Annotated in this window: 24 protein-coding genes; 15 read left to right on the top strand and 9 right to left on the bottom strand. The window is 48.0% G+C overall.

Going from position 1 to position 25,567, the window contains the following annotated elements; all coding sequences use genetic code 11:
* Window positions 1–226: 226 nt before the first annotated feature.
* On the bottom strand, window positions 227–1,930 hold the full coding sequence (locus tag B3M90_RS13340; protein ID WP_414655233.1) for a M3 family oligoendopeptidase: 1,704 nt from the start codon (window positions 1,928–1,930) through the stop codon (window positions 227–229).
* Window positions 1,931–2,108: 178 nt separating this feature from the next.
* Here B3M90_RS13340 and B3M90_RS13335 point away from each other — a divergent pair, with 178 nt between their 5' ends.
* The 8 genes from B3M90_RS13335 to B3M90_RS13300 all read left to right on the top strand — a co-directional run bounded on the left by B3M90_RS13335 (window position 2,109) and on the right by B3M90_RS13300 (window position 10,521).
* Window positions 2,109–2,612, top strand: a complete 504-nt coding sequence (locus B3M90_RS13335) for a PTS sugar transporter subunit IIA (RefSeq protein WP_035410206.1) — start codon at window positions 2,109–2,111, stop codon at window positions 2,610–2,612.
* 157 nt (window positions 2,613–2,769) lie between these two features.
* Window positions 2,770–3,531, top strand: coding sequence for an ABC transporter ATP-binding protein (locus B3M90_RS13330; RefSeq protein WP_290784438.1), 762 nt, complete (start codon window positions 2,770–2,772; stop codon window positions 3,529–3,531).
* On the top strand, window positions 3,518–5,437 hold the full coding sequence (locus B3M90_RS13325; RefSeq protein ID WP_290784435.1) for an ABC transporter permease: 1,920 nt from the start codon (window positions 3,518–3,520) through the stop codon (window positions 5,435–5,437). The genes B3M90_RS13330 and B3M90_RS13325 overlap by 14 nt, the downstream gene beginning before the upstream one ends.
* Before the next feature lie 94 nt (window positions 5,438–5,531).
* Entirely contained in the window at window positions 5,532–6,218 is a 687-nt protein-coding gene (locus B3M90_RS13320) for a response regulator transcription factor (protein WP_047393119.1), read from the top strand.
* Window positions 6,215–7,207: a sensor histidine kinase gene (locus B3M90_RS13315; protein ID WP_290756800.1), complete on the top strand. Its 993-nt coding sequence runs from the start codon at window positions 6,215–6,217 to the stop codon at window positions 7,205–7,207. Before B3M90_RS13320 ends, B3M90_RS13315 begins: the two co-directional genes overlap by 4 nt.
* Complete coding sequence (locus B3M90_RS13310; RefSeq protein WP_050678755.1) at window positions 7,200–7,964, top strand: ABC transporter ATP-binding protein; 765 nt, start codon at window positions 7,200–7,202, stop codon at window positions 7,962–7,964. Before B3M90_RS13315 ends, B3M90_RS13310 begins: the two co-directional genes overlap by 8 nt.
* Window positions 7,930–9,861, top strand: coding sequence for an ABC transporter permease (locus tag B3M90_RS13305; protein WP_290784433.1), 1,932 nt, complete (start codon window positions 7,930–7,932; stop codon window positions 9,859–9,861). Before B3M90_RS13310 ends, B3M90_RS13305 begins: the two co-directional genes overlap by 35 nt.
* Window positions 9,862–9,891: 30 nt before the next feature.
* Entirely contained in the window at window positions 9,892–10,521 is a 630-nt protein-coding gene (locus tag B3M90_RS13300; protein ID WP_290784431.1) for a helix-turn-helix domain-containing protein, read from the top strand.
* A gap of 47 nt (window positions 10,522–10,568) precedes the next feature.
* On the opposite strand, the gene B3M90_RS13295 is transcribed toward B3M90_RS13300, so the two are convergent.
* The 3 genes from B3M90_RS13295 to B3M90_RS13285 form a co-directional block, all read right to left on the bottom strand.
* Window positions 10,569–11,000, bottom strand: coding sequence for a hypothetical protein (locus tag B3M90_RS13295; RefSeq protein WP_290784429.1), 432 nt, complete (start codon window positions 10,998–11,000; stop codon window positions 10,569–10,571).
* A gap of 66 nt (window positions 11,001–11,066) precedes the next feature.
* Window positions 11,067–12,266, bottom strand: a complete 1,200-nt coding sequence (locus B3M90_RS13290) for an ABC transporter permease (RefSeq protein WP_290784427.1) — start codon at window positions 12,264–12,266, stop codon at window positions 11,067–11,069.
* The gene (locus B3M90_RS13285; protein WP_035410178.1) at window positions 12,256–13,149 is read right to left on the bottom strand and encodes an ABC transporter ATP-binding protein; all 894 of its coding nucleotides are present in this window, start codon (window positions 13,147–13,149) and stop codon (window positions 12,256–12,258) included. The genes B3M90_RS13290 and B3M90_RS13285 overlap by 11 nt, the downstream gene beginning before the upstream one ends.
* A 179-nt stretch (window positions 13,150–13,328) precedes the next feature.
* On the opposite strand from B3M90_RS13285, the gene B3M90_RS13280 reads away from it, so the two are divergent.
* Both B3M90_RS13280 and B3M90_RS13275 read left to right on the top strand, forming a co-directional pair.
* Window positions 13,329–14,267 (top strand): VOC family protein, encoded by a 939-nt coding sequence (locus B3M90_RS13280; RefSeq protein WP_290784425.1) that lies wholly within the window; start codon window positions 13,329–13,331, stop codon window positions 14,265–14,267.
* On the top strand, window positions 14,264–14,860 hold the full coding sequence (locus B3M90_RS13275) for an alpha/beta hydrolase (protein WP_290784423.1): 597 nt from the start codon (window positions 14,264–14,266) through the stop codon (window positions 14,858–14,860). The genes B3M90_RS13280 and B3M90_RS13275 overlap by 4 nt, the downstream gene beginning before the upstream one ends.
* Before the next feature lie 59 nt (window positions 14,861–14,919).
* Here B3M90_RS13275 and B3M90_RS13270 read toward each other — a convergent pair whose 3' ends face one another.
* Both B3M90_RS13270 and B3M90_RS13265 read right to left on the bottom strand, forming a co-directional pair.
* Entirely contained in the window at window positions 14,920–15,387 is a 468-nt protein-coding gene (locus B3M90_RS13270) for a hypothetical protein (RefSeq protein WP_035410169.1), read from the bottom strand.
* 345 nt (window positions 15,388–15,732) lie between these two features.
* A complete protein-coding gene (locus B3M90_RS13265) occupies window positions 15,733–16,473 on the bottom strand; it encodes an SGNH/GDSL hydrolase family protein (protein WP_214852417.1) in 741 nt (246 codons plus the stop codon).
* A 42-nt stretch (window positions 16,474–16,515) separates the two neighbouring features.
* Between B3M90_RS13265 and B3M90_RS13260 the strand changes: the two genes are divergently transcribed.
* A complete protein-coding gene (locus B3M90_RS13260) occupies window positions 16,516–17,577 on the top strand; it encodes an acyltransferase family protein (protein ID WP_214852419.1) in 1,062 nt (353 codons plus the stop codon).
* Window positions 17,578–17,633: 56 nt separating this feature from the next.
* Complete coding sequence (locus B3M90_RS13255) at window positions 17,634–17,966, top strand: Asp23/Gls24 family envelope stress response protein (RefSeq protein ID WP_029342549.1); 333 nt, start codon at window positions 17,634–17,636, stop codon at window positions 17,964–17,966.
* A gap of 38 nt (window positions 17,967–18,004) precedes the next feature.
* Here B3M90_RS13255 and B3M90_RS13250 read toward each other — a convergent pair whose 3' ends face one another.
* Together B3M90_RS13250 and secA2 are read right to left on the bottom strand one after the other, a co-directional pair.
* Complete coding sequence (locus tag B3M90_RS13250; RefSeq protein ID WP_214852421.1) at window positions 18,005–18,766, bottom strand: SLAP domain-containing protein; 762 nt, start codon at window positions 18,764–18,766, stop codon at window positions 18,005–18,007.
* Window positions 18,750–21,113 (bottom strand): accessory Sec system translocase SecA2, encoded by a 2,364-nt coding sequence (gene secA2, locus B3M90_RS13245; RefSeq protein ID WP_290784419.1) that lies wholly within the window; start codon window positions 21,111–21,113, stop codon window positions 18,750–18,752. The genes B3M90_RS13250 and secA2 overlap by 17 nt, the downstream gene beginning before the upstream one ends.
* Window positions 21,114–21,391: 278 nt before the next feature.
* On the opposite strand from secA2, the gene pgmB reads away from it, so the two are divergent.
* Window positions 21,392–22,063 (top strand): beta-phosphoglucomutase, encoded by a 672-nt coding sequence (gene pgmB / locus B3M90_RS13240; protein WP_214727696.1) that lies wholly within the window; start codon window positions 21,392–21,394, stop codon window positions 22,061–22,063.
* Window positions 22,064–22,156: 93 nt separating this feature from the next.
* Here the strand turns inward: pgmB and B3M90_RS13235 are convergent, their stop codons facing one another.
* On the bottom strand, window positions 22,157–23,641 hold the full coding sequence (locus B3M90_RS13235) for an N-acetylmuramoyl-L-alanine amidase (protein WP_290784417.1): 1,485 nt from the start codon (window positions 23,639–23,641) through the stop codon (window positions 22,157–22,159).
* Between the two features lie 293 nt (window positions 23,642–23,934).
* Here B3M90_RS13235 and B3M90_RS13230 point away from each other — a divergent pair, with 293 nt between their 5' ends.
* Complete coding sequence (locus B3M90_RS13230) at window positions 23,935–24,336, top strand: hypothetical protein (RefSeq protein WP_035410150.1); 402 nt, start codon at window positions 23,935–23,937, stop codon at window positions 24,334–24,336.
* Between the two features lie 59 nt (window positions 24,337–24,395).
* Window positions 24,396–25,439, top strand: coding sequence for a glycosyltransferase family 4 protein (locus B3M90_RS13225; protein ID WP_035410148.1), 1,044 nt, complete (start codon window positions 24,396–24,398; stop codon window positions 25,437–25,439).
* Window positions 25,440–25,567 lie beyond the last annotated feature (128 nt).

Below are 25,567 nucleotides of genomic sequence, written 5' to 3'. Positions count from 1 at the left end.
CCGGACTGGAAACTCACCTTTTTTCATTCGATAAATAGAGAACGTGAATGTTCACCCTCGACTCCTACAGGAAAAGAAAGCACGATTTTCGCTTTCGTCAGGGCTAGATAAGATCCGACAGACCGCATGAAATGCGAGGTGCCGGATCTTATCACCCGCCTGTGGAAAGCGGGGATGACAGAAACGTTCATTGTAAGCGTGAACTTTAGATTGATGAAAATAATTATTAAACGCGATCGAGTACGAGGTCGTCTGCTTGTTCGAGATACGCTTTGACCGGTGCGACCGCTGCTTCGACCGTACCTGATGCAAACGGAGACTTTAATCCAGCGCGCTCGACGAGCGTGAGGAAGCTTTCTGATCCACCGGCACGACAGAGATCGAGATATGATGTCCAAGCTGCTTCCCGGTCCTGTTCCATCCAAGCATAGAACTGGAAGGCACAGACTTGAGCGAGCGTGTAATCGATGTAGTAGAAGGGACTTCCGAAGACGTGCCCTTGCTGATGCCACCAGGCACCTGAATCGAGATAATCATTCGCTTCATAATCACGATGCGGCAAATATTTCTTCTCGATCGTCCGCCATGCTTCGCGACGCTCAGCTGGTGTCAATTCCGGTTGGTTGTAGATGACGTGCTGGAACTCATCAATCGCAACGCCGTATGGAAGGAACGTGACGCTTCCTGCGAGGTGATTGAATTTGTATTTCGCCGTCTCTTCACCGAAGAATTCTTCCATCCATGGATAAGCAAAGAACTCCATCGACATCGAATGAATCTCGCACGCTTCATACGTCGGGAAGGCACTCTCTGGAGCAGTCAGGTGACGGCTCTCATAGACTTGGAACGCATGTCCGACTTCGTGTGTCAGGACATCGATGTCGCCTGCCGTTCCATTGAAGTTCGAGAAGATGAACGGGAGTTTTTCGTCTGCGATGTAGGTACAATACCCACCGCCCGCTTTTCCAGGCTTCGCCGTTAAATCGAGTGCTTCCCGGTCGAGCATGTAGTTGAAGAATTCGTTCGTCTCCGGTGACATCTCCGCATACATCTTTTTGCCGCCTTCGATGATGAAGGACTCTTCGCCTTTAGGTGTCGCGTTCCCAGACTTGAAGGCGAATCCTTCATCGTAGTAGTACAAGTGATTGACACCGATGCGTCGTTGCTGGCGTTCTTTAAGTTGTGTCGCGAGCGGAACGATCGTTTCAAGGATCTGTTCGCGATATTGTTCGACCATCGATTGATTGTAATCGACGCGAAGCATCCGTGCGTATCCGAGTTCGACGAACGATGGGAAACCGAGTGTCTTCGCGATGTCTGTCCGGATATGGACGAGTTTATCGTAAATTGTATCGATCGTTTCCCCTTGCTCTTTTAAGTAGCCATAGCGGGCTTCTGAAGCTGCTTTACGAACAGCCCGGTCTGGTGATTGGAGGTAAGGACCGAACTGCGATAAGTTAAGCGTCTTCCCGTCAAACTCGATTTGAGCAGAAGACATCAGTTTCGTATATTCGCTTGAGAGACGGTTCTCTTCTTGGAGCTTTGGAATGATCTCTTCCGAAAACGTCTTCAGGCTCGCTTCCGCGATTAGGAATAACTGTTTGCCTTGCGTCCGTTCGAGTTCATTGCGAAGCGGATGCGTCGTCAACGCTTGATAATAGCTTGAGACATATCCTTGATAGATCGCGCTTGCTTCATCAAAGAACCCTTGTTCCGTCTCATAGAACGTATCGCGTGTATCAATCGTATGACGGATTTCGACGAGCTGGCTTGCCGTTTCAAATTGATTTCTGAGGGTATTAATCTCAGTGATGGCTGCGTTTGCTTCATCTACCTGTGTGGCTTCCGTTAGTCGAGCGATTGCTTGATTCATCGATGTTTCAAGCAAAGCAAGATCAGGACGGACATATGTAATTTCTGAAAATGGCAACATGTAAGCGCCTCCTTTTGATTTCTAACTATTATCACACAAAAATACTTGCAAAACCAGAGGGACAAACGTATGCTTTTTGTGAGAACGTGAGCGAGCTGTCTAACAGCTTACTCCTATAAAAAATCGAAACTTCCATTCGGAAGAAAAACGATCGAGAAAGTAGAGGGATAGTATCATGGGATTCTTAAAAAAATTGTTTGGTGGTAACGACGCAGGAAACACGAAAATCGCTTCTGCACTTACAGGTAAAATCGTCAACATCGAGAACGTACCCGATCAAGTTTTCTCTCAAAAAATGATGGGCGACGGTGTCGCGATCGAGCCAACAGAAGGTAAAGTCGTCTCGCCGATCAACGCAACGGTTGAAACGATTTTCCCAACAAAACACGCAATCGGTCTAAAAGGTGAAGACGGTCTTGAACTCTTGATCCACGTTGGTCTTGATACAGTTAACCTTAAAGGCGAAGGCTTCACGGCTCACGTCCAGTCAGGTGACAAAGTCAAAGCAGGAGACGTCCTCGTCGAGTTCGATCTCGAGTACATCCGTGCAAACGCACCATCGACGATCACACCGATTATCGTGACAAATCACGATCAATTCACGCTTTCAGCTGTACCAGCTGAAGGAACTTCTGTTGTCGCAGGCGACACAGAGCTCTTCAAAGCAACACATAAATAAGATACGACACGCCTCCATCCCTTACGGATGGGGGCTTTTTTGATGTCTCCTCCCTTGTCTTACCGTTTTGTAAGAGAAGTGAAAGTAAAGTCCATTTTGAGAAAAGCATGGAAGGACTAGACTGAGTGTAACGAATCAAACACAGGAGGCATTACAGATGAAAGCAATCTTACGAGCAGAACAAATCACAAAAACCTATTACACGAAAACGGCACGCCACGAAGCACTACGTCCGACGACGCTCAGTGTCCATGAAGGGGAATTCGTCAGTATCATGGGACCGTCCGGTGCCGGGAAATCGACGTTGCTTAATCTGCTGTCGACAATCGATCAGCCGACGGACGGATCGATTTTAATCAATGGAGCAGACGTGACGGCGATGAAGGAAAAACAATTGGCTCGCTTTCGCCGGGAACAACTTGGCTTCATCTTCCAGGATTTCAATCTCCTCGATACAATGACGGTCCGGGAAAACATTGCCTTACCGCTCTCACTCGCGAACGTCGATAAAAAGATGATCTTAGAGCGTGTCGATCGTGTGGCGCATCAACTCGGTATCCAGGACCTACTCGATAAACGTCCGGTCGAACTATCGGGAGGACAAAAACAACGGACGGCTGCCGCCCGTGCGATCATTCATGACCCGTCACTCATCTTAGCGGATGAACCGACCGGTGCGCTTGATTCAAAGTCAGCGACAGGATTGCTTGAAGCGATGCAGTCACTAAACGATGAAGGCGCGACGATCTTAATGGTGACACACGACCCGATGACGGCGTCTTATGCAGAACGAATTCTGTTCGTCAAGGATGGAGAGCTGTTCAAGGAAGTCCATCGCTTCGGTTCACAGAAGGATTTTTTCGAGCAGATCATGGAAGTACAACGCGAACTCGGAGGTGCCGTCCGTGAGTTTGTCTAAACTGGCGTTTCAAAATCTAAAAAACATCCGTCAAAACGTGATGTACCTCGGTGCGGTCACGTTCGCGATTCTCATTTACTACACGTTCCTTGCGATTCGATCAAACGAAGCGATGCTTCAGGCGAATGAATTGTACGGAAAATTAGGAACGGTCTTTACTGGAGCAAGTGTGATTCTAGCGCTTTTCTCTGCTATCTTCATCTGGTATTCAAGTGACTTCTTCTTACGCCGCCGTAAGCAGGAAATCGGTCTCTATGCATTGCTCGGTTTAGAGCGGGGACAGATTGCCCGACTGATCTTCCTTGAGACGATGGGGTATGGAGTGATCGGTCTAATCCTCGGGATTGCGATTGGAACAGTCGCATCGAAATATTTCGTACAGTTGCTGGCTTCCGTCATGGCGATGCGAGTCGATGCGACCTTTACGATCAGCGGGGCTTCCGTCATGCAGACGATCGGCGTCTTCCTTTTGATCTTCCTGATCATTGCCTTACGTTCAGCCCGGACGATCTATCGTTTTACATTGATTGAATTGTTCAAGGCAGAGCAACAAGCAGAATCCCTTCCGAAAGTCCATCCGATCCTAGCCGTGCTTTCGGTCGTTTTGATTGGTATCGGTTACTATTTGACGGGACAACCGTTGATGGATCACTTTACGATTGTCGCACCGCTCTTGATGCTGTGTGTGATCCTCGGGACATTTGGAACGATGAGTTACTTCACGATCTTCTTATTACGCCTCTTAAGTAATCAAGCGCGACATTTCAAAGGAACGAATTTGATTCTGCACGGACAATTGCTGTCACGAATCAAATCGAACGCTGTCATGCTATCGACGATCACGGTCATTACTGCCGTGACATTGACGACGGTCGGTACAGCGACATCGATCTATTACTTCATCGATCAGACTGTCGAGGAGCAAGTCCCGTACAGTCTGTCAATTGCGAGTAAACAAGCGGAAGCGGAACAGCTGATTGCAAAGTCCGACCAGAAGATCGACAGCCGGACGATGGTCAACGTCAAGAACGTCGATCACAAGATGACTGAGCTTCCGAATCCTCTGACGTTTACACGTTACTACGCGACGTATGCGTATGAAGACCAGCCGGGACAATTCAGCTACGTCAACTATTCGGACTACGTCAAGCTCGCGAAAGCGAATGGGAAAACGGTCATCAAAGAACCAAAACGAGGCGAAGCAATCGTCCTTGAAACATTTAAAGGAAACGATTTGTTGAAGATGAAAGTCAAATCGCCGGTCGGTGTCAAAATCAAGGATGTCCATGAGTCCTTTCGCATCACCGCTGCGACGAATTTACCAATCGCTCAACTTTATGAGAAACAGCGGCTTGCCTTCGTCGTAAACGACGATGCGTTTGCAAAGATGCCGGAAAAAGGTTTTATGCTGACGAATTATCAGTTTTCGGATGAACGTCATGACGATGGACTGATAAAGCAATTAACGCAACTGTATGGAAAACAAGCGGATACAGAAATGGCAGCGTACTATCCGGTCTATACGATGACGACGGCAACGACCGGCTTACTCGCGTTTGCTGCCGGCTTCCTCGGTCTCGTCTTCTTGCTTGCGACGGGTTCGATCATCTACTTCAAGATGCTCGCGGAAGCAGAAGAATCGAAACAACGGTTTGCAATCATCCAGAAGATCGGTGTGGATGAGAAGGAACAGACAGGCATCATCCGGCGCCTTGTCGGATTCGTCTTCTCCTTACCGTACGTGCTCGGACTCGTTCATAGTTTAGTTGCGATGCAAGTCTTGCAGAAACTGTTGAACTACAACATCGTTCGTCCGACATTACTTGCGATTGTTTGTTATACGATCGTCTATCTGATCTACTATATCGTCACGGTCCGTGCTTACCGCCGCATCGTGACGGGATGAACTAAATAGGGGTACACAGAACTGGAAACGGAATAATCGTTTCCAGTCCTTTTTGAGTTCGTTATGATAAAGGGAGAAGGAGTTGACATGAACGATGCATACGATTTTATTAGTCGAAGATGATATGAAGATTGCCACATTATTGAAAGAACTACTCGAACGCTATGATTTTAGAGTCGTCGTTGAAGATGGACGAGGAGATGTCGTCGCGGTCTATGAAGAGACGAATCCGGACGTCATTCTATTAGATGTCAATTTGCCGAAGTTTGACGGTTTTTATTGGTGCCGGCAATTGCGTATGAAGACACGGGCGCCGATCCTCTTCATCTCGGCACGGGTCGGGGAGATGGATCAAGTCATGGCGCTCGAATACGGAGCGGATGATTACATCGTCAAACCGTTCCAAGGAGCGGTCGTCATCGCGAAGATTAAAAGTCAGATTCGCCGAGCCTATGGCACGCTGTCGAACGAAACGGATGAGCGGACGGTGACAAAAGAAGGTGTCACGCTGTACTTGGACCGTTATATCGTCGAGTACGGGGAACAGTCGATCGAGCTGTCAAAAAAAGAGGGACTGATTCTTGAGATGCTGCTGACGGCAAGTCCACGAATCGTCAGTCGTGGCGATTTACTCGAACGGATTTGGGATGACGAGGCGTTCGTCGATGAGAATACGTTGAACGTCAATATCACGCGTGTCCGCAAACGGCTTGCCGAGATCGGTGTCGCTGGACTTGAGACGGTGCGAGGCGTCGGTTATAAACTGGTTCTTGAACCATGAAGCTCTTTTTACGGCACGCGATACCAGGCATCATCTTCTTTACCGGACAAATGCTGATTTTATATGCCGTCTTATGGCTCTATGATCTTTATCGCCCAGCAGCATTCTTTTATATCGTACTCTTGAACAGTATCGGTCTTTTGATTTATCTCAGTTATCGTTTCTTCAGCATGCTTCCATTGCTACGACGGATGCAACAGCCAGTTCAATCGGTCGCAGAACCGATTCGCAGTGATAGTGAAGAACCGATTTCCGTTGCCGTCGAACAATTTTTAGAGCGGCAACAGACATTGTTTCGGAACAGTTTATTCGCTGAGCGACGAAAGGAAAAGGAACGCCATCGGTATGTCGACCAATGGATTCACCAGATGAAGACACCGTTATCCGTCATTGAGCTGATTCTCGAACATCCAGGAGAACAGTATCAAGCTGATTTACGGCAAGAGGTCGATCGGTTGCGTAGTGGACTCGACCAGATGCTCTATTCGTCGCGTTTAGAAGCAATCGAGACGGATTTGAAGGCAGAACGATTGGCACTGAAGCCGCTCGTCACGAGCATCATCAATCAAGAAAAACGATTATTCGTTAAAAATCAGGTCTTTCCGAAACTCGATATCGCTGAAGACGTGTATGTTTACACGGATGCGAAGTGGTTTCGTTTCCTCGTCTTACAGCTCGTGACGAACGCCATCAAGTATACGACAGGACATGGTCGAGAAGTCGTTCTGACGGCAGAGGTGACAAAGGGGCAAGTCGTCCTTTCGGTTCAAGACGACGGTGTCGGAATCCCAAGACGAGACGTACCACGTGTCTTTAATGCGTTCTTCACTGGTGAAAACGGACGACGTTACGGGGAATCGACCGGAATGGGATTGTATTTCGTCCAGCGAGTCTGCTTGAAGCTCGGGCATGAGATTGAACTCGAGAGTGAGGAAGGTGTCGGCACGACATGCCGGATTCGATTAGTAGGAGGTCGCGCACATGATTGAGGTCAAGCAATTAGGGAAGGTCTATCCCGGAAAAGTGACGGAGCAACCGTTGACGGATGTGAATTTCCGAGTCGAAGAGGGCGAAATGGTTGCGGTCATGGGACCGTCCGGTAGTGGCAAATCGACGCTGATCAACTTGCTTGCGACACTCGACGAACCAAGTTGGGGATCGATTCTGATTGACGGCGTCGATACGGCGACGTTCAAACGAAAAGAGATGACACGTTTCCGGCGCGAGACGCTCGGCATCATCTTTCAGGAATTCAATTTACTCGATTCCTTGACGCTCGGCGAGAACATGCTCGTCCCCTTAATGCTATCAAGGAAAAAAGCAAAGCTCGCGCGAGATGAGATGGAAGAGTTGGCGCGTCGTCTACAAATTGATGATCTACTTGATAAACAGGTCGATGAGGTCAGTGGTGGACAGCGGCAACGGACAGCGATCGGTCGCGCCCTGATCCATACACCACGTCTGATGCTTGCGGATGAACCGACGGGAGCACTCGATTTCCAAGCAACGAAACACGTCATGGATGTCCTAGCCGAGTTGAACGCGACGGGGATGACGATGGTCATCGTGACACACGATCCACAAGTCGCGTCGTATTGTAATCATGTCTTGTTCCTAAAAGACGGTAGTATTCAAACGGAGTTGTTCCGCGATGAACCGCGCCGTATCTTTTTCCAACGGGTCATCGAATCACTATCGCTGCTAGGAGGGGATGAGCATCAATTATCTGCAATACGCCCTACGTAACATCCGGCGTTATCAGCGGTTGTATTATGGCTATGCCTTGACGATCATCATCGCGATGACGATCGTGACGAGTTATTGGAACTTGTTGACGAATGGATCGTTCCAAAACGTCGCTAAAATCCTCAGTCAATTGAATCAAGTCATCGAGATGACGATTTTCTTCGTCTTCATCGCGGAGCTGATCATCCTATTCTTCAGTGTCCTGTTCATCTATTCGACGACCTATACGATGCTTGAGCACCGTAAGAATGATTTGCGGACGATGCGGACGCTTGGCAGTGGATTGTCACACTTCTTAAAGTATTTCTTAATTGAAGTCTTGATCGTTGGTGGTCTAGCCATCACTGCGGGGATGATTCTAGGTAATGTCTTGACGAAGATGCTGTTGCTGTCCGTTGTCAAGGTCATGTTCTTACCAGCAATCGAATTCGAATTATCCTTTTATGCGATTCTTGCTTTGATCGGTGGCGCTTTCCTTGTTTTGCTGACGGCAACGGTCCTTGCGATCTACCGCTTTCGTCCCGATCGACCGACTCGTTCCCGTTCGCTATTTCGAAAACGAGTCTGGATTCTGACGCAAATCGGAGCGTTACTCCTGTTGATCTATGGTTATGCCTTAGCATTTGTTCGGACGGAAGGATTTTATATATTTTTCCCACTTGTCATCTTCATCGGATCGTTTTTTATTTGTCGATATGTCTTACCATGGTTGACCAAGTTATATCGACCATGTCGCTTGTCGCTGCGGAAGCTGATCGTCTCGGAAATCGCCAATCAATTGCGAACGAATAGTACGCTCATTGCCCTCGGAACGATTCTGACATCGTGTGCGCTGACAGCAGTCGGTCTCGTTTTCTTATTTCAATTGGTCGGACTCGATTTATCGTCACAAAACCAATTCGGTCTCGTCTATTATGAAGAGTCCGCTCAGCCGACGAAACGATTGAAGGATATCAAGCAGACGATGACCAAGGCGTTCCCGGATCGCTACCAACAAGATATTCAAGTGAAGGCAGATGGAACACGGGTGCTCTTACCGATTTCAGCGTACAACAAGATGATGCGTCAACTGCATTTTCAGGAGCGGACAGCGACCGGTCGACAGAGTTTCTTCGTACCGGCACGTCCAGTACAACTGGAAGAGAACACGCCGACGATGAAAAAAGCGAAACAGGAGATGGAAAAAGCCGGCTTTGAATTGCTTCCCGCTGCTTCCCATGATTTAGTCTTCGGTTACAACTACCGGATCAAGACGATGTTCGTCGTCAGTGATGCCGTCTTTCAAACACTGAAGCAACCTGTCCGTCAAATCGTCGTCTTTGATACGCCAGCCTATCATGATTACGGAACAAAGGACTGGGAACAGTGGATGAAGATCGTCCGCAACATCCAGTCTGCAGCAAAGCTAGATGAAAAACAGTCGGTTCCTTATCAGTTGATCAATGAGACGGAGGATGAGATCGACGGCATCCGGATCGTGCGCCTCGTCACGTTCGTCGTCATCCTCCTGACGATCTGGTTGTTCGTCATCAATGCAAGTTTCCTGCATGTGTGGATGCAGATGACAGCGGAACAAGAACAAAAACGAATGAAGACATTGTTTGCGTTAGGGTTCGGTTCCGGGAATATCCGCCGTTACTTGCTCATGAAGTATGGTGCGGTCTTACTCATTCCGTACCTGATCTCGGTTTTTCATGCTTTCTTATTGTTCCAAGTCGTCGTGACCCGAGCCGGACTACAGGTCGGGTCATTCCTCGACTTAGCCGCATTTTGGATCAGTATCGTCACGATCGGATACTTCTTAAGTGTCTTACCGATTTGGTTACGCTACCCACGCCATCTGTTCCGGAATTCATCCAAAAGTTCGATGTATCCGACACCGGATTCAAGGGTATGATGATACCATAGGAACAAGGGAGGGAATCGTATGCTAGACCATTCACCATATCGGGGTTACGGTGACCGGATCCGTATCTTACGAGAGCGTGCCGGGATTACGATCGAACAATTGGCTGAACGCCTCGGTGTCGCACCGTATTTCATCCGTCGGACGGAACTCAGCGAAGTCTATCCAACTAAACCCTACATCGAAGCATTAGCGGACGTCTTGAACATCGATGCCAGTTATTTGGCACGGCATATCTGGACGGGAGAATCGTTAAAGTTCATCATGCAACAGAACACACCGCTCGAAGAGATGAAGCTTGCTTATGAACAGACGCTCGGACAAGACGGAACGTGGGTTGAGGAACAGCTCGAGGAGCGAATGCGTCTGTTTGATTTAATGTATGATGAGGATGTCAAACGGATCGAGCAGACGATGAGTGCCACTGAGCAACGGATCTTTCATGAGCTCGTCGAGGCCGTGATGGAAGCAGGAGAGTTGCAACGCGATCAAGCTGAAGAGACGTATGAGTTATTTGAGGATAAATTACCATCGATGATGCAACTGGATGAATACCTCGATCGTATGACGGACGGGATTTCTTTGCCCAGTTCAACTTATTATGCGGATTATAGCGACCGGAAAAGCCGCTCTCGTTATCACCGAAAATGAAAAAAAGTCGCTATCTTCTGATTGACGTTCAGAAGACAGCGACTTTTTTATTGACGTTGTGGCATCGGACGTGGACGACGCGTCTTTTGACGTGTCCGACCGATGATGAAACCGATGATCGCATTCGCAATGACGAGTACCCAACCGACATAGCCGAAATTGAGAGTTAAGCTACCGAGCATCGCTTGCCACTTGAAAATCATCATCACATCACCACGCAAGACGAATCGCGCGAGACAGACAAGGAAGACAGTCAATCCGGCGATGAAGACACCAACCCAGCTACCGTATAAACGGGAAGACTGGCGGCGCACCGCGACGAAGGACCAGCAAAAGAGGCTAGAGACGAACGCCATGCCTCCATAGGCAATGACGAGTTCCCATGTCGCACTCGCTTGCGGGAATTTCGTGAACATGACAAGTGACGAGACCATGGCAGCAGCTGTGAAAAGGATCGCTGCCCAAAAACGAGACCGCATAACGTAGTTCCTCCTAAAGGCTTTTTCTCACCTAACGATAGCGGAAACGATTCGTCTTGTAAACTGTTACCGGCGACCGCTTAAGATCCGGCGCAACTGTTTGAGTGGATTCGATCCATAGAACAGAACACCACCACGGTAGAATTTTGTTCCGACGAATAAGGCAAGCGAGATGCTGATCAGCATCAAGATGAGCGAAATTGACACTTGCCATAGCGGTACATCGGTCAACATGACGCGCAGGAACATGACCATCGGTGTGAAGAACGGCACGAATGACAGGACGACGACGGCTTGGTTCGTCGGTGCATTCAGACTGAACATCGAAATCATGAAGGCAGCAACGATTAACAAGATGACCGGTAACGTCACTTGCTGCGCATCCTCGACCCGACTGACGAGCGAACCGAGTGCTGCAAGTAACGTGGCATATAGGAAGTATCCAAGCAAGAAGAAGACGAACAGATAAATGATTGTTCGGGCACTTAAGGAGTCGAGTGATAACTGATTGAATAAACTACTGTTTTGAGCACTGTAGTAGCCGACACCGACGAGAATCGATAATTGTACGAGACTGACGGTAGCGATTGAAAGAATCTTCGCGAGCATGTGCTGGATCGGACTCGCCGCAGAGATCAGCAACTCCATGACCCGTGATGATTTTTCATTCGCGATTTCCGTGACGATCATTCCACCGTAGATCGCGATCGTGAAGTACATCAAAAACAACAATACATAGACGAGCGCCGAGGCAGCAAAGAGTTCGTCTTCACTTTTTCCACCTGTCGACGTCAACTCTTGTTTGACGGGAACGGGTTTAGCGAGTGACGCAAGAACGTTCGGGTCAATCTTCGCATCCGTGATGACCGCTTGATCACGGACTTGTTTGACGACCGTCGCGACTTGTGTCTGTAACTCGGATTCAGGACTAGCACTAACGAGCGTCACGTCATAAGAATCTTGGACAATCGCTACGACGTCAAACGTGCCTCGATCGACCGCTTTACGTGCTTCTGCGACCGTATACTCCTTCGGTGTGATGTCTGAGGTGACACCAGCCTTTTTCAAGGCAGGGCGAAGGTCTGTCGATAATTCACTGACGAGGGCGACTTTCGGATCGTCACCCGAGAACCAGTCGAGAATCCGTTCGATATTGCCGAAGCCGACGAGAAACAGGACCATCAGAACAGTTGAGATCAAAAAGCTTTTGGCACGTAGTTTCTGTAATAGATTGAAGCGATATAAAGTCAGGAATTTACGGTTCATAACGTTTTCCGACCTCCTCGATGAAGATATCCTGCAAGGATAATTGATCCCAGACGAAACGATCAACATGATGTCCTTCACTGACGATATGTTGGAGAAGTTGGTCAGCGGTTTCTTTTGAAGAAACTTGGACGACATGCCCATTATTGTCCGACTCAACTTGAAGGACACCCGGTAAGCTATCCCATAGGAGTGGTGGGGCATCCGTCGTCAAGAGGACACGGGTCTTCCCATAGCTCGCCTTGATATCAGGAAGATAACCAGCGACGACGGGCTTACCATGATCGAGAATCGCAACATGCTCGCAGAGTTCTTCGACATGATCCATTCGGTGACTCGAGAAGACGATCGTCGTTCCATCGACGGTCAATTTTTTAACGGCACGTTTTAATTGTTCCGCATTGACTGGATCGAGTCCGCTAAATGGTTCATCTAAAATCAGCAGTTCAGGTTTATGTAGGACGGCGGAGATCAACTGGATTTTTTGTTGGTTTCCTTTTGAGAGTTGTTCGACACGCATTTTTTCATATTGAGGAATTTGGAAATACTCGAGCCATTCGGTCAGTGCTCGTTTTGCATCCTTCCGTTTCATATCGCGGAGTTCAGCAAGAAATAAGAGTTGTTCGTCGACTCGGACTTTCGGATACAATCCGCGTTCTTCCGGAAGATATCCAATCTTTGAAGTCGGAATACGCTCTCCATTCCATGTGATCGAACCTTCGGTCGGTTGGAGTAGACCGAGTAGCATCCGGAACGTCGTTGTCTTGCCGGCACCGTTCGCACCAAGCAAACCAAAGATTTGTCCGCGTGGCACTTCGATCGTCAACGCATCAACGGCAGTGAAATCGCCGAAACGCTTCGTGATGTGTTTGATTTCTAACATAAGAACCTCCTCATAAAGATGTCTGTTGCACGACAAGTGTACCATTGTTACATAGTGTCCTACGGTCAAAATTGGGTAAAGGTTCCAGGGGAAATGGAAACAAGTCTAATTAGTTTACTTTTTGTTCATTAGTTACTATTATTGTGTTAACAGTAACGATTGAAGGAGGAACCTGTTTTATGAAAACGCAAGGTATCCATCACATCTCAGCAATGGTCGGCGATCCTCAAGAAAATCTTGATTTTTACGGGACGATTCTCGGACTACGGTTCGTCAAAAAAACGGTCAACTTCGATGATCCAGGGACGTACCATTTTTACTTTGGAAACGAGTCTGGTGCACCCGGAACGATCATCACGTTCTTCCCATTTGAAGGCATGGCGAGAGGACAGGTCGGTGCCGGACAGGTCGGAACGACAGCTTATGCGATTCCGGTCGGTGCATCGGATTTCTGGAAAGCACGGCTGACGCAAAAGAACGTCTCGTTTGAAGAAACAGTTCGTTTCGGAGAGCAACAGATCGCGTTCGAAGATCCACATGGTCTTCAAATCGAGCTCGTCGAACGCAAGGCGGGACGAGGCAGTCGCTATGAAATCGACGGTGTCACGCGTGACGTCGCCATCAAAGGATTTGCGGGAGCGACATTACTGTCGCGAGATCCATCAGACACAGCCAAATTACTGACCGATACATTAGGGCTCATCCTCAGTAAACGGACGGAGACCGTTGACCGGTACATTGCGGAAGGGGAGTTTGGAAATGTCATTGATGTCGTACATGGTCAGATGCCGGTTGGTCGTCCGGGTACGGGAACCGTTCACCACATCGCCTGGCGCGCAACCGATCAAGAGGAACAACTCGACTGGATGAAGGCGATCAACGCGTTCGGTTTGCAGACGACTGAAGTAAAAGATCGCAATTATTTCACGTCGATCTATTTCCATGATCGAGGTCGAATATTGCATGAAATCGCAACTGACAATCCAGGGTTCGCGATCGATGAGGACTTCGAGATGCTTGGAGAAGACTTGAAGTTACCGGAACAATTTGAAGCGCATCGCACCGCGATCACGAATCACGTAACACCTATTACAGTACCGAAGGGGAGACTCATATGATTCATTTATATCAAGCACCAAAAACAATGGATGCACCGATCTTTTTACTCTTACACGGCACAGGCGGAACGGAACAAGACCTCGTCGGACTCATCTCGCTGCTTGATCCGGAAGCCGGTTACTTGTCTGTCCGTGGAGAAGTCTCGGAAAACGGGATGCCACGTTTCTTCAAACGGCTCGCAGAAGGCGTCTTCGATGAAGAAGATCTCGCTTTACGGACAGCACGATTGATTCAATTTTTACAGGAACAAGCAGCGGAACATGACTTCGCACTCGATCGCCTGATTCCGGTCGGTTATTCGAACGGGGCCAACATCGCAGCGAACATGTTGTTTGAAGAAGCGCTATTTAAACAAGCCATCTTACTGCATCCGATGGTACCACGTCGCGGTGTGACGTTACCGGACTTATCAAACGTTCGTGTGTTCATCGGAGCCGGTAGTAATGATCCAATCTGTCCCGCTCAGGAAACAGAAGAGTTGTCAGCACTCTTGAAGGAGGCTGGTGCATCAGTCGATGTCACATGGTCGAACTACGGACACCAACTTGTCATGCCGACGATTGAAGCAGCAACCGATTGGTTAAAACACTAAAAAAGGACTGTCCCATCTGCTTCTCTTCTAGAAGGTAATGGGGCAGTCCTCTTTTCGTTTCAAGCGGGATGATCACTTTTTGGACGGGAGTAGACGATGAGCACGCCACGCTCGACAAGCTGAAGGGCAAGGATCTGTTTCACTTCTTCCGATGCTTTCGTCTGAGCGAGCTGCCGGTAAAGTAGGCGAAGTTCACGACGCATCGTCTTACGGATCAGCCACATGCTATCGATCGTCGTGCACCAACTGGTGACGGTCTCATGTCCGATATAATACTGGGTCTGACGTTCAAGATAATGAATCCACCACTCGTCACGCGCCATTTTTAGTACGATACCTGTGAGCCCAAGTACAAGGATCGCGAGGGGAATGCTTTCATATAAAGGAAGACGACCAAGAACGGTACCAACATTCGTGACGAGGGCAAGCATCACCCATCCTATGCATCCGATGACAAGCCAATATCCAAAGTTGAGAGTACTTCGATGTCGTAACGTCACTTTCGGCGTAAGCAATGAAGTGGCCATCAGAAACACCTCCTTGTTAAATAATCGAATTTTCTGACAATTTATAGTTGTCCTTTTACTATAGTTACTTTTTCCCGAATCGTCTAGTCATTAGACATGGAAAATGTGTTTCTTTCTTGACGAAATTCGTGTACGCTAAATGTAGAAGTGAGCGGTTACATAAAGGGGGATATGAAGAAATGATGGATCAGGTTATCTGGATCGCTGTCGGAATCGTTGCTGTTGCTGTTTTCTCAGCATCAAGCGTTGCAGCTTATATGGGTGTTAAAAACCAAGAAGACTAAGAATCGAAAAACGGCTCATCCTGATTGTCGGGATGAGCCGTTTTTTTTAATGCGTCATTGCTTATTTGTTTGCTGTTATGTTTGTTTGCAACGCATAAGGTTTTAAGGCATCACTCCAGCGCAGGTAACCCCCACCGACGAGGTGTAATCCATCATACGTCAAGCGATTCTGAAGATACCCTTGTTTGTTCGTCAAGACAGGTCTCAAGTCGACGAATGGGATTTTAAGCGATTGAGCGAGATTTTGTAAATTTCGGTTCAACGCTTCGACATCACGATTGATTCGGACAGAGTCCGAATATTTTGGAGCCACAGGAACGGTTGACTGGAGGACGACGTCGATGTTATTTTTTCGAAGTGTCGTCACGATCGTCGTCATGTTCTCGGTAATTTGTGGAATCGGCGTATAGTGACGGATGTCATTGATGCCACCCATCAAGAAGACGCGTTTTGGTTTCATCTCGAGAATCAAGTCGAGGCGAGTCAAAAAGCCTTCTGTCGTATCGCCAGGAATCCCGAAATTAATGATTGTCGGATCCTCCATCAAGATGCGCCAATCGGCAAAATTCGTCATCGAGTCACCTAACATGACAGCGTTCGCTGATTTTGGGTATTGATAAGTATGGAATAAACTATTCAAACGGACATAGTTCGGGTTCTTATCGTATTGGAATGTCGTGACTGGAGTCGTACTCTTTGCAGGTAAGACGCTTCCGAAAGTTTCGAGCGGTTTACGTCCCAGTAACAATGCAAGGAGAACGACGTTCAAGACGATGGATAGAATCAGGAGTGTCTTTTTCATAAACATTCGTTCCTTTCGAGGGAGTATAAGGGGTAGTGTAACATGAATCGGAATCCTTGGTTTGATAATATCAAAGGTTTTCTTGTCATTTTCGTCGTCATCGGTCACATGCTGACGGATTTACGGTTTGATTATGATGGAAAGTTGCTCGAGACGGTCTATCTGTTGATTTACTCGTTTCATATGCCATTATTCATTATCTTAAGCGGTTATTTCTTCCGCGAAAATAAATACTTACGTGTCATCCAATTATTTGCCGTCTACTGTGTCTGGCAAATTTTAATTGGTTCTTGGGCGACACTTGGAGAAGGACTACCACTGTTGTCCGGGGAAAATATCGGAACACATCTACTACGTCCGTATTGGGCACTTTGGTATCTGTTCGTTATGGTCGTCTGGTATATCGTAACGCCGTATGTCGTCCGCTTGCGAGGATATGTCTGGTTTGGTCTCGCGTTCGCTTTGTTATATGGGTTCGAGCTTGAGAACACGGGCTTCTTAGCACTTCGCAAGTTGATCATGTTCTATCCGTATTTCTTACTCGGGAACTATCTATCGGAGCACGAGTTCATCCGGATTTTCGAGATGCCGAAGAATTTCAAGCGGCGGATGAACGTCCGTTTGATTGGTGGTATCACGTTCGCAGCCGTCATGGGCTTCCTGTTATTCGAAGCATGGCGTGATACGCCGAAAGAGATCGTCGACTTTGCAAATGCGTTCAAGCATCGTTTCCCATATGTCGAACAATATGATAGTGACGCGTTGGTTGGTGTACTCAAGCATAGCGTCATCTACCTCTTATCGATTGCGGCTTCGCTCGGTTTCATGATGTTAATTCCAATGCGTCGTTTGCCGCTCATCACGCGAGCAGGGGAACTCAGTCTCTATGTCTACTTGCTTCACGTCTTCTTCGTCATGGCGTGGCGCCAATACGTAACGGATGCGTTCGTTCCGCAAGCATGGCTTGCCTTACTGATCATGATTGGCGTCGCCTTACTAATCGTTGGCATCATCATACACCCGCTCGTCGTCCGTGTCCTCCGTCCTTTGATTGAGATCGACATTCGTCCGATCGTCGAGAAGCGGGAAGACCTTTCAAAATAAAGCGGAATGCATTACACTTTAGATAGATGGATTACTAGACGAAGGGCGTGGAAGGTATGTCATATAATTTAAATAATGCGGATGGTGTCGTGAACGTCTCGCAACAAGTCATCGAGGTCATCGCAGGTGTAGCCGTTCAAGAAACAGAAGGTATTGCCTTTACAGCAGATGATTCGAAATTACAGGAAAAACAGATGGTCAAACTTGTAAAAGTCGAAGATGTCGGCGGCGACATCACGGTCAGTTTATCTGTGCATATCAAATACGGCATGTCGATCATCAAGACAGCTGGAAAAGTCCAAGAACGAATCGCGCAAGACATGGAAAATATGCTCGCGTTCCAACCAAAAGCAATCAACGTCCGTGTCATCGGACTCTTAAAAGGATAAGGAAAACGTCTCGGCATCTTGTGTGCCGAGACGTTTTTTTATGAAGAAGGTGGGAGATAGCGGAGTCCGAGAGCATCGACGTGCGGGGCGGTGCAGGAAAAACGGAGACGGATCGCTTGTTGACTATAAGCGGGTAAGGATAGTCCGGGATGGGTGACATCTGCGATTGGCGTTTCGTCATCCATTAGTTCAAGCGTTAGCGCCTCGAGTGTCAGCGTCTGATCGCTCGCATTACGGACGAGAACGATTGCTGTCACAGTGTCTAGTTCGCGCATGATTGAAACTGGTAAGAGGGACCAACCGTCTGCGGGTGGTGTCGGATGCGAATAAGCGACTTGGCGGATCATCCGTTGCTCGAGTTCCGTGGAGTCGTCTTCGATGAAGAGCTCCGTCAGAGTCTCGCTTGAGAAGACGAGTTGTAGCGGCTCCGTCAACTGTTCGAGGTCGACGAAACATTCGTCTTCTTCAAACGTCAACCAGAGCGGTAACGTCGCCATCGGAAGGATGACCGGGACCTCCTCGATACTGAGAACTTTACGAGCAACAAGTTCATCACCGGATAAAGCAAGGACGACGAGGTCATTCAGGTGGAACGACCGAGACAACGTGTTTTGGAACAAGGCGATGACATGAAGCGGACAGTGTGATAAGACTTGAAACAGATGGATCGCCATCTGATTGGCTTCTAGATCAGGCAGTTGTTTCGCGACGTGACGAAAGACGTATTCATCTTCCTTGACGATCGGCATGTCCTCCGTGAAATAGAGCGGGGGACGGAACACTTCATTCGACGTGTGCATGGTGCAGTTCTCCTTCGCTATCGTGTGTCTGTTCGGCGCGGCAGATGCCTGAAAGGACCTGTTTCTCGAAACTTGCAATGGCATATTCAAAATAATCTATGCCTTCCCGTTCGAAGATGCGGACCGGTTGTTCTTGTCCGTAACTGCGGAGATGAATCCCTTCTTTTAAAGTGTTCATCGCTGTCAGGTGGCGCGTCCATTGCTCGTCCAGTGCAAGGAGGATGAAACGTTTGACGGTCTCTTTTTCAGCTGTGACATGGGCAACGAGTAGGGCTTCGGTTTCAACAATCAGCGGCTCGAGTTGTCGTTTCATCTCGTCGATCGTCTCCAGTCGTTCTAACGTGACTGGTTGATGTAACAGTTGCTCGAGTTCTGTCATGACGAGAGCCAGTGGCCATTCTTCTGGAACGAGATCGTCAGAGAGGGTTTGGTCGAGGATCGACGGCAAGACACGTCCTGCAAATGGCTGAACGATATCCTCGAGTGACGTCGCATCAACGATTCTATTCCGGAGATGATAGATCGCTTGCCGTTGTTCACTGATGACTTCTTCGAGCTGAACGAGTTCATCCCGAACACTTCGGTTGACAGATTCACATGTCGACTGAGCGAACTGCAATAGATCCCGGACGTCACGCGAAGTGAGCGGACCGGCAGTGTTTCGTACTTTTTGTTGCACACGCTCGAGGCGATCGCGCGCGAAACGGCGTGGCAGTTCATCTTCGAGCGAAAGATAAAACTGCGTCAATCCAGGATCACCCTGGCGACCTGCCCGACCACGCAACTGGTTGTCGATCCGAATCGATTCATGGCGTTCGGTACCGATGACGAACAAGCCGCCTTGTTGTCGTGCCGTTTCATCGAGTAAAATATCCGTTCCGCGACCTGCCATATTGGTCGCGATCGTGATTCGACCAGCTTGTCCGGCAGCCGCAATGATCCGGACTTCCTGATCGACGGTTTTAGCGTTCAGGATCTCGTAGGTGAGTCCATGCGCATCAAGTGTCTTCGCGACGCGCAAAGACTGTTCAATCGATGAAGTCCCGATTAAAACCGGTCGTTCCGTGACGTGTGCCGATTTTGTTGCCAGCGCGATGGCTTCTAGCTTTTCGTCGCGTGTTGCAAAGACGACGTCCTCTGCATCGATCCGAATTTTCGGGCGGTTCGATGGAATCGTCACGACGTCCATACCGTACGTCTTTTGAAATTCTTCCCGTGACGTCGCTGCCGTACCGGTCATTCCAGCTACCTGATGATAGAGACGGAAGTAATGTTGGATTGTGATTTGGGCGGTCGTCCGGTTCTCTTCCGTGACCGGAACCCCTTCTTTTGCTTCAAGGGCTTGGTGTAAACCATCAGATAGACTGCGTCCTTCCATCAGACGACCTGTGAAGAGGTCGACGAGCGCGATTTTTTGATCCTTGATGATATAATCGACATCTCGTTTGAGAACGACATGGGCACGTAAGGCTTGAATGACGTAATGGAAGAGGACGGAATGCTCGGCGGCAAACAGATGATCGATCGCGAACGTCTCTTCGATCGTCTCAATACCGTGATCGGTCAAGGCGACGGCTTTGATTTCTTCATCAAACGTATAATCCCGCTCGTCTTCAAACGTCTGGACGACATGACGGACGAGTTGTTGTAATCCTTCGTGGACACTGTCTCGTTCCGCCATGATGAGTGGCGTTTTCGCTTCATCGATTAAAATGCTATCGACTTCGTCGATTAAGGCGAAGTGCAGGGGCCGTTGCAGACGTTCCGTTGGCTCCATGATTAGATGATCCCGCAGGTAATCGAATCCGAATTCAGTCCCGACACCGTATGTAATATCTGCTGCGTAAGCAATCCGTTTTTCTTCAAAGGTGGCTTCAGCGGAGTTGATTCCGACCTGCAGTCCTAAAAAACGATGGATTTGACCGATTTGTTCAGCATCGCGCCGTGCTAGATATTCATTGACGGTAATGACGTGAACACCTTTTCCATATAACGCTTGGGTGAAGCTCGCGAGTGAAGCAACAAGTGTCTTTCCTTCACCGGTCGCCATCTCAGCGATTTGTCCTTCAAGCAGTGCGAGTCCGCCCATGAGCTGCACGTCGTAATGCCGTAAGCCAAGCGTTCGTTTACTCGCTTCTCGAACAAGCGCAAATGCCATTGGTGAGATCGCATCAATCCGTTCTCCGTTTCGTAGCCGTTCCCGTAACGAAATCGTCAACTCCCGTAACGCTTCATCAGATGTTTGCTCCATTTCTCGTTCTAAGCTATTGATCGTCGTTACGATTTTTTCATAACGATGAATTCTTCGACTTTGATCATTCAACAACTGTTTAACACGTTGAAACATCTTCGTCACTCCCTCATATGCTATGAAGTCATTATAGCAGTTAAAAATTGTAAAACGAATAGTAAAAAACGAAATAAGTAAAACATTCCATTAAAATTGAAAGCGTTATCAAAATGGTCGTGTTTTGCGTCTGAAAATAGAAAATCAGAAATATTTGATAACGCTTGCAAAGATTCGGAAGAACCAGTAAAATTATTCATAAGGCAAGTGCAATCGTTTGCGCAAAGTCATTCGATTTCTTGCCTTTCATGGACGATGGAAGAAAGGATGGATGTCGGATGGCACCAACGATCGAAGCGGTCATTTTTGATTTAGACGGCGTAATTACCGATACGGCAGAGTATCACTACTTAGCGTGGAAACAATTAGGAGAGGACTTGGATATCCCGTTCGACCGGGAATTCAATGAGACATTAAAAGGTGTCAGCCGGATGGATTCACTCGAGCGGATCCTTGCGCTCGGCGGAAAACAGAACGCTTTTTCAGCGGAGGAGAAGCTAGCACTCGCCGCGAAGAAAAACGAACACTATGTCACATTGATCCAGCATATCTCTGAACAGGATCTTCTTCCTGGAATCACTGCATTCCTCGATGAAATCCGAAACGCTGGGCTGAAAATCGGAATGGCGTCCGCCTCTAAAAATGCGCTGATGGTCGTTGAGGCATTAAAGGTTCGACACTATTTCGATGACATCGTAGACGCTGCGACTGTTGCACAATCGAAACCACACCCTGAAGTGTTTCTCCGTGCTGCAGAAGCACTCGACGTCGAACCGAGTCGTTGCATCGGTGTAGAAGATGCGACAGCTGGCATCACTGCCATTCACGCTGCCGGCATGTATGCCGTCGGAGTAGGACCGGAGTCGGCACTCCATGAGGCAGACTATCGTGTCGATTCGACAGATTTGCTTTCCCTTGAGCAAATCCTCGCTAGTCGCTCCCTTGTCTGAACCATTCCCTGATGGTGAAGGACATTCCTTGAAAGTTATGTGTATACAAAAAGGATCGCTTCCCTGAGCGATCCTTTTTGGTATGCGGTTGATTTAAAGTGAAGCGAGGATACCGTCCGCGATCGCCTGAGCATAGCGGGACTGGTACGTCGGATTCGTCAGTTTCGCACGATCCGCGCTGTTCGAGAGGAAACCGAGCTCCGCTAGAATCGACGGTGCTTGTGTGCCGCGAATGACAGCATAGTTCGCATAGTGAACGCTTCGGTTACGCATGCCAGCATACGAGACGAGACGTTGCTGAACGTTCTGAGCGAGGTTGATCGAAGAAGCACCCTTATAGTAGAAGGTCTCTGCTCCATATGCCTGTGCACTCGTTGAAGCATTGATATGAACACTGACGAAAGCAGTCGTCGCATGACTGTTCGCAAGGGCGCTCCGTTCTCCAAGTGACGGGTAGTAATCGTTTGTATAACGTGACATCGTCACATCGACTTTTCCGGTAAGACGTTCAGCGACTTGTTTCGTGACTGCAAGGACGATGTCACGTTCCGTAACGCCGTAACGAACCGCGCCTGCGTCATGTCCACCATGACCCGGGTCAAGGACAAGCAATGGACGGTTTGATGGTGCCGGTTGGAACAGTGTCAGATACGTCGCATCGACATAACCGCTTTGACCACTCGCTGTCCGGACGGCGACGAAGCCTTTCGTTTGATGCCGCGGATTCGTGACGACGACAGGGGTCCCCCGACCGAGACGGGCGATTTGACCACTGAGCGTTGAAGTATTCGCACGAAGAGCGACACTGTTACCGGACGAGATCAAGACATACATCTTCGAACCACTGTAGTCAACGTTTCCAGTCGTCGAGGCAGGGACGGAAGTCCCTTTCTTCAAGTATGTCCCCATGACATAACCTGTTTTCCCTTGGTACTGCACCGTATGCCAGTTCGATTTAACGGCGAGGGAGCTGACTGCTGTTCCACTCGGAATCGTTGTAAGTACTTTCCCGGACGTCGAAGGGGACGAACGGAAGTTCAAGCGATCGGTCGTCGTATAGACCGTGGTTTTAGCTGGTGCAGCTACTTTCTTCAAATAAGAACCCGAAACATAACCAGTCTTGTTCGCATAGGTCACTTTATACCAATTTCCGCTTTTAAAACTCGATTGTACGCCTGTCCCTTTAGGAATCGTCAACAAGCGATTAGAAGACGTCGTTGCCGCACTACGTAAGGACAACGCATCGGTCGTCTTATAGGACGTCTTCGTAAAGGACGTACCATTCTCAATCTTTTTCAGGTAAGATCCCGTCACATAACCCGTCTTTCCTTTATATGACAACTTATACCAAGAGCCTTTACGGTAGTTTGACGTGACGTTCGTCGTCTTCGGGATCGTCAGTAGTTTCTTCGAAGAGGTCGAATTCGAACTACGTAAATTCAAAGCATCCGTCGTCTGATACGAAGTTTTCGTAAAGGTTGTGCCGGTCGCAGCCGATACAGTAGAAGTAGAAGCGAAGCAACCGGATACCAACGAAAGTACTAAAGCGGTCTGAAATGTTTTAGGTAATTTGCCCATTAAATTTCCAGTCTCCTTTTCGTTAAAATAAGAAAGATATATCTTGTATTAATAGAACTTAAGTATTATTAAAATAGTTAAATCTCGAAATTATATGTTCCGTTTTCATTCCTTTCTGTTAATATGAAGTGTAGCCAATTTATCGGTAAGGATATGAAAATATTACAGGATAATTAAATAATTAAAGAAATTATATATTATCGAGGCGAATTATAGATTAATATATTTCAAAATACATACAATTGAAACACAAATGAAACATTAATGTATAAAATAGGAAAGAGGGGCAAGGAATGGGGAACAGTGAACACATCTACCGCGAACTAATGGAAATCGAAGAGGAATACCGTCGTCTGCAACGTCGCGCCGAGTATTTGATCTCGGAATTAAGCCGTGGAACGGGAGAACATTCGCAAGAAATCGCCGTCACGCATGAGCGTCCGTTAAAGCAACGTCGCGTCAATCAACGGTATCCACTAGAAGTCTACGTGCACCAAATCAGTGATTTAATGCGCGAGCGTGAATCGATGACAGCTCGTGATATCCAAATGGAACTCGAGTTACGTTATCGCCATCAAATCAGCAATATCTATCAATTGATGGCGAAAGTCGAACAGGCAAACCCTGCCATTAAGAAAGTTGGACGCGGTATCTATACATATGATCCAGCTGCTGAAGTACCGATCTTCATGTAAGAGCCGCTCGTCGGCTCTTTTTTTTTATGATATAATTCGCGCAGGAGCGTGATGTTACTATGTTATGGACTGCGTCCATCGTCTGTTTTATCGCCGCCTTACTGATCACACCCGTCGTGAAACGCTTTGCGATTGCAGTCGGTGCCGTTGACAGTCCAGACGCGCGAAAAGTACATGTCCGAATCATGCCGCGACTTGGCGGACTTGCGATCTATATCGCGTTCATGATCGGTTATTTTATCTTACAACCTTCGAGTCCGTATGCGACGCATATTCTAGTCGGCGGATTCGTTATTATTTTGACAGGTGCCTTTGATGATCGATTCCAGCTCAATGCCCGTTTAAAGCTGATGGGGCAAATCGTTGCCGCCGTCATTGTCCTCAACGGTGGGATTCGGATCGAGTTCATCAATCTACCGTTCGACCAACAATTATATCTCGGGTGGTGGAGTGTTCCGTTGACGTTCCTTTGGGTCATCGGGATCACGAACGCCGTCAACTTGATTGATGGATTAGATGGTTTAGCAGCCGGTGTCTCAAGTATCGTCTTGTTGACATTGATTAGTCTTGCCGTCATCCAAGGAAACGTCTACGTGACGATCGTCGCGATTCTCTTATTGATGAGTACGTTCGGCTTCTTGTTCCATAACTTTTACCCAGCGAAGATTTTCATGGGCGATACGGGTGCTTTGTTCCTCGGGTATATGCTCGGTGTGTTGTCGTTACTTGGATTCAAGAACGTGACGCTGTTCTCGCTTGCCGTCCCGGTCATTTTGCTTGGTATCCCGATTTCCGATACGTTATTTGCGATCGTCCGTCGGGTGTTGCAAGGAAAACCGCCATTCGCACCGGACAAAGCTCATTTGCATCACCGGTTACTTGATCTTGGCTTTACAATGCGCCAAGCGGTCCTTGTCATCTATGGACTCTGTGCAATTTTTGGGATGACGGCAGTTCTCTTTTCTCAGACGAACTCACTTGGGGCACTTGTCTCCCTCGTCATGTTACTGCTTGTCCTCGATATTTTAGTCGAGTCGCTCGGTTTGCTCGGTGAACGCTATCGTCCATTATTGAATTTGTTGGAACGTTTTACATCGAGATAGCGTATGATAAAGGGGCTGACTCAAAAGTCAGTGTCTACAAAGATAAGGGTGGCAGAATGATGATCTGCCACCCTTATCTTTTAACAAAAAGAATGACGCGTTTCGCGCCACTCCTACAGGAACAAGCG

Source organism: Exiguobacterium sp. UBA6309, from assembly GCF_002439205.1.
Classification (GTDB): domain Bacteria; phylum Bacillota; class Bacilli; order Exiguobacteriales; family Exiguobacteriaceae; genus Exiguobacterium_A.
The sequence above is the reverse complement of the archived record's forward strand: the minus strand, read 5'-3'. Positions and strand labels throughout refer to the sequence as shown.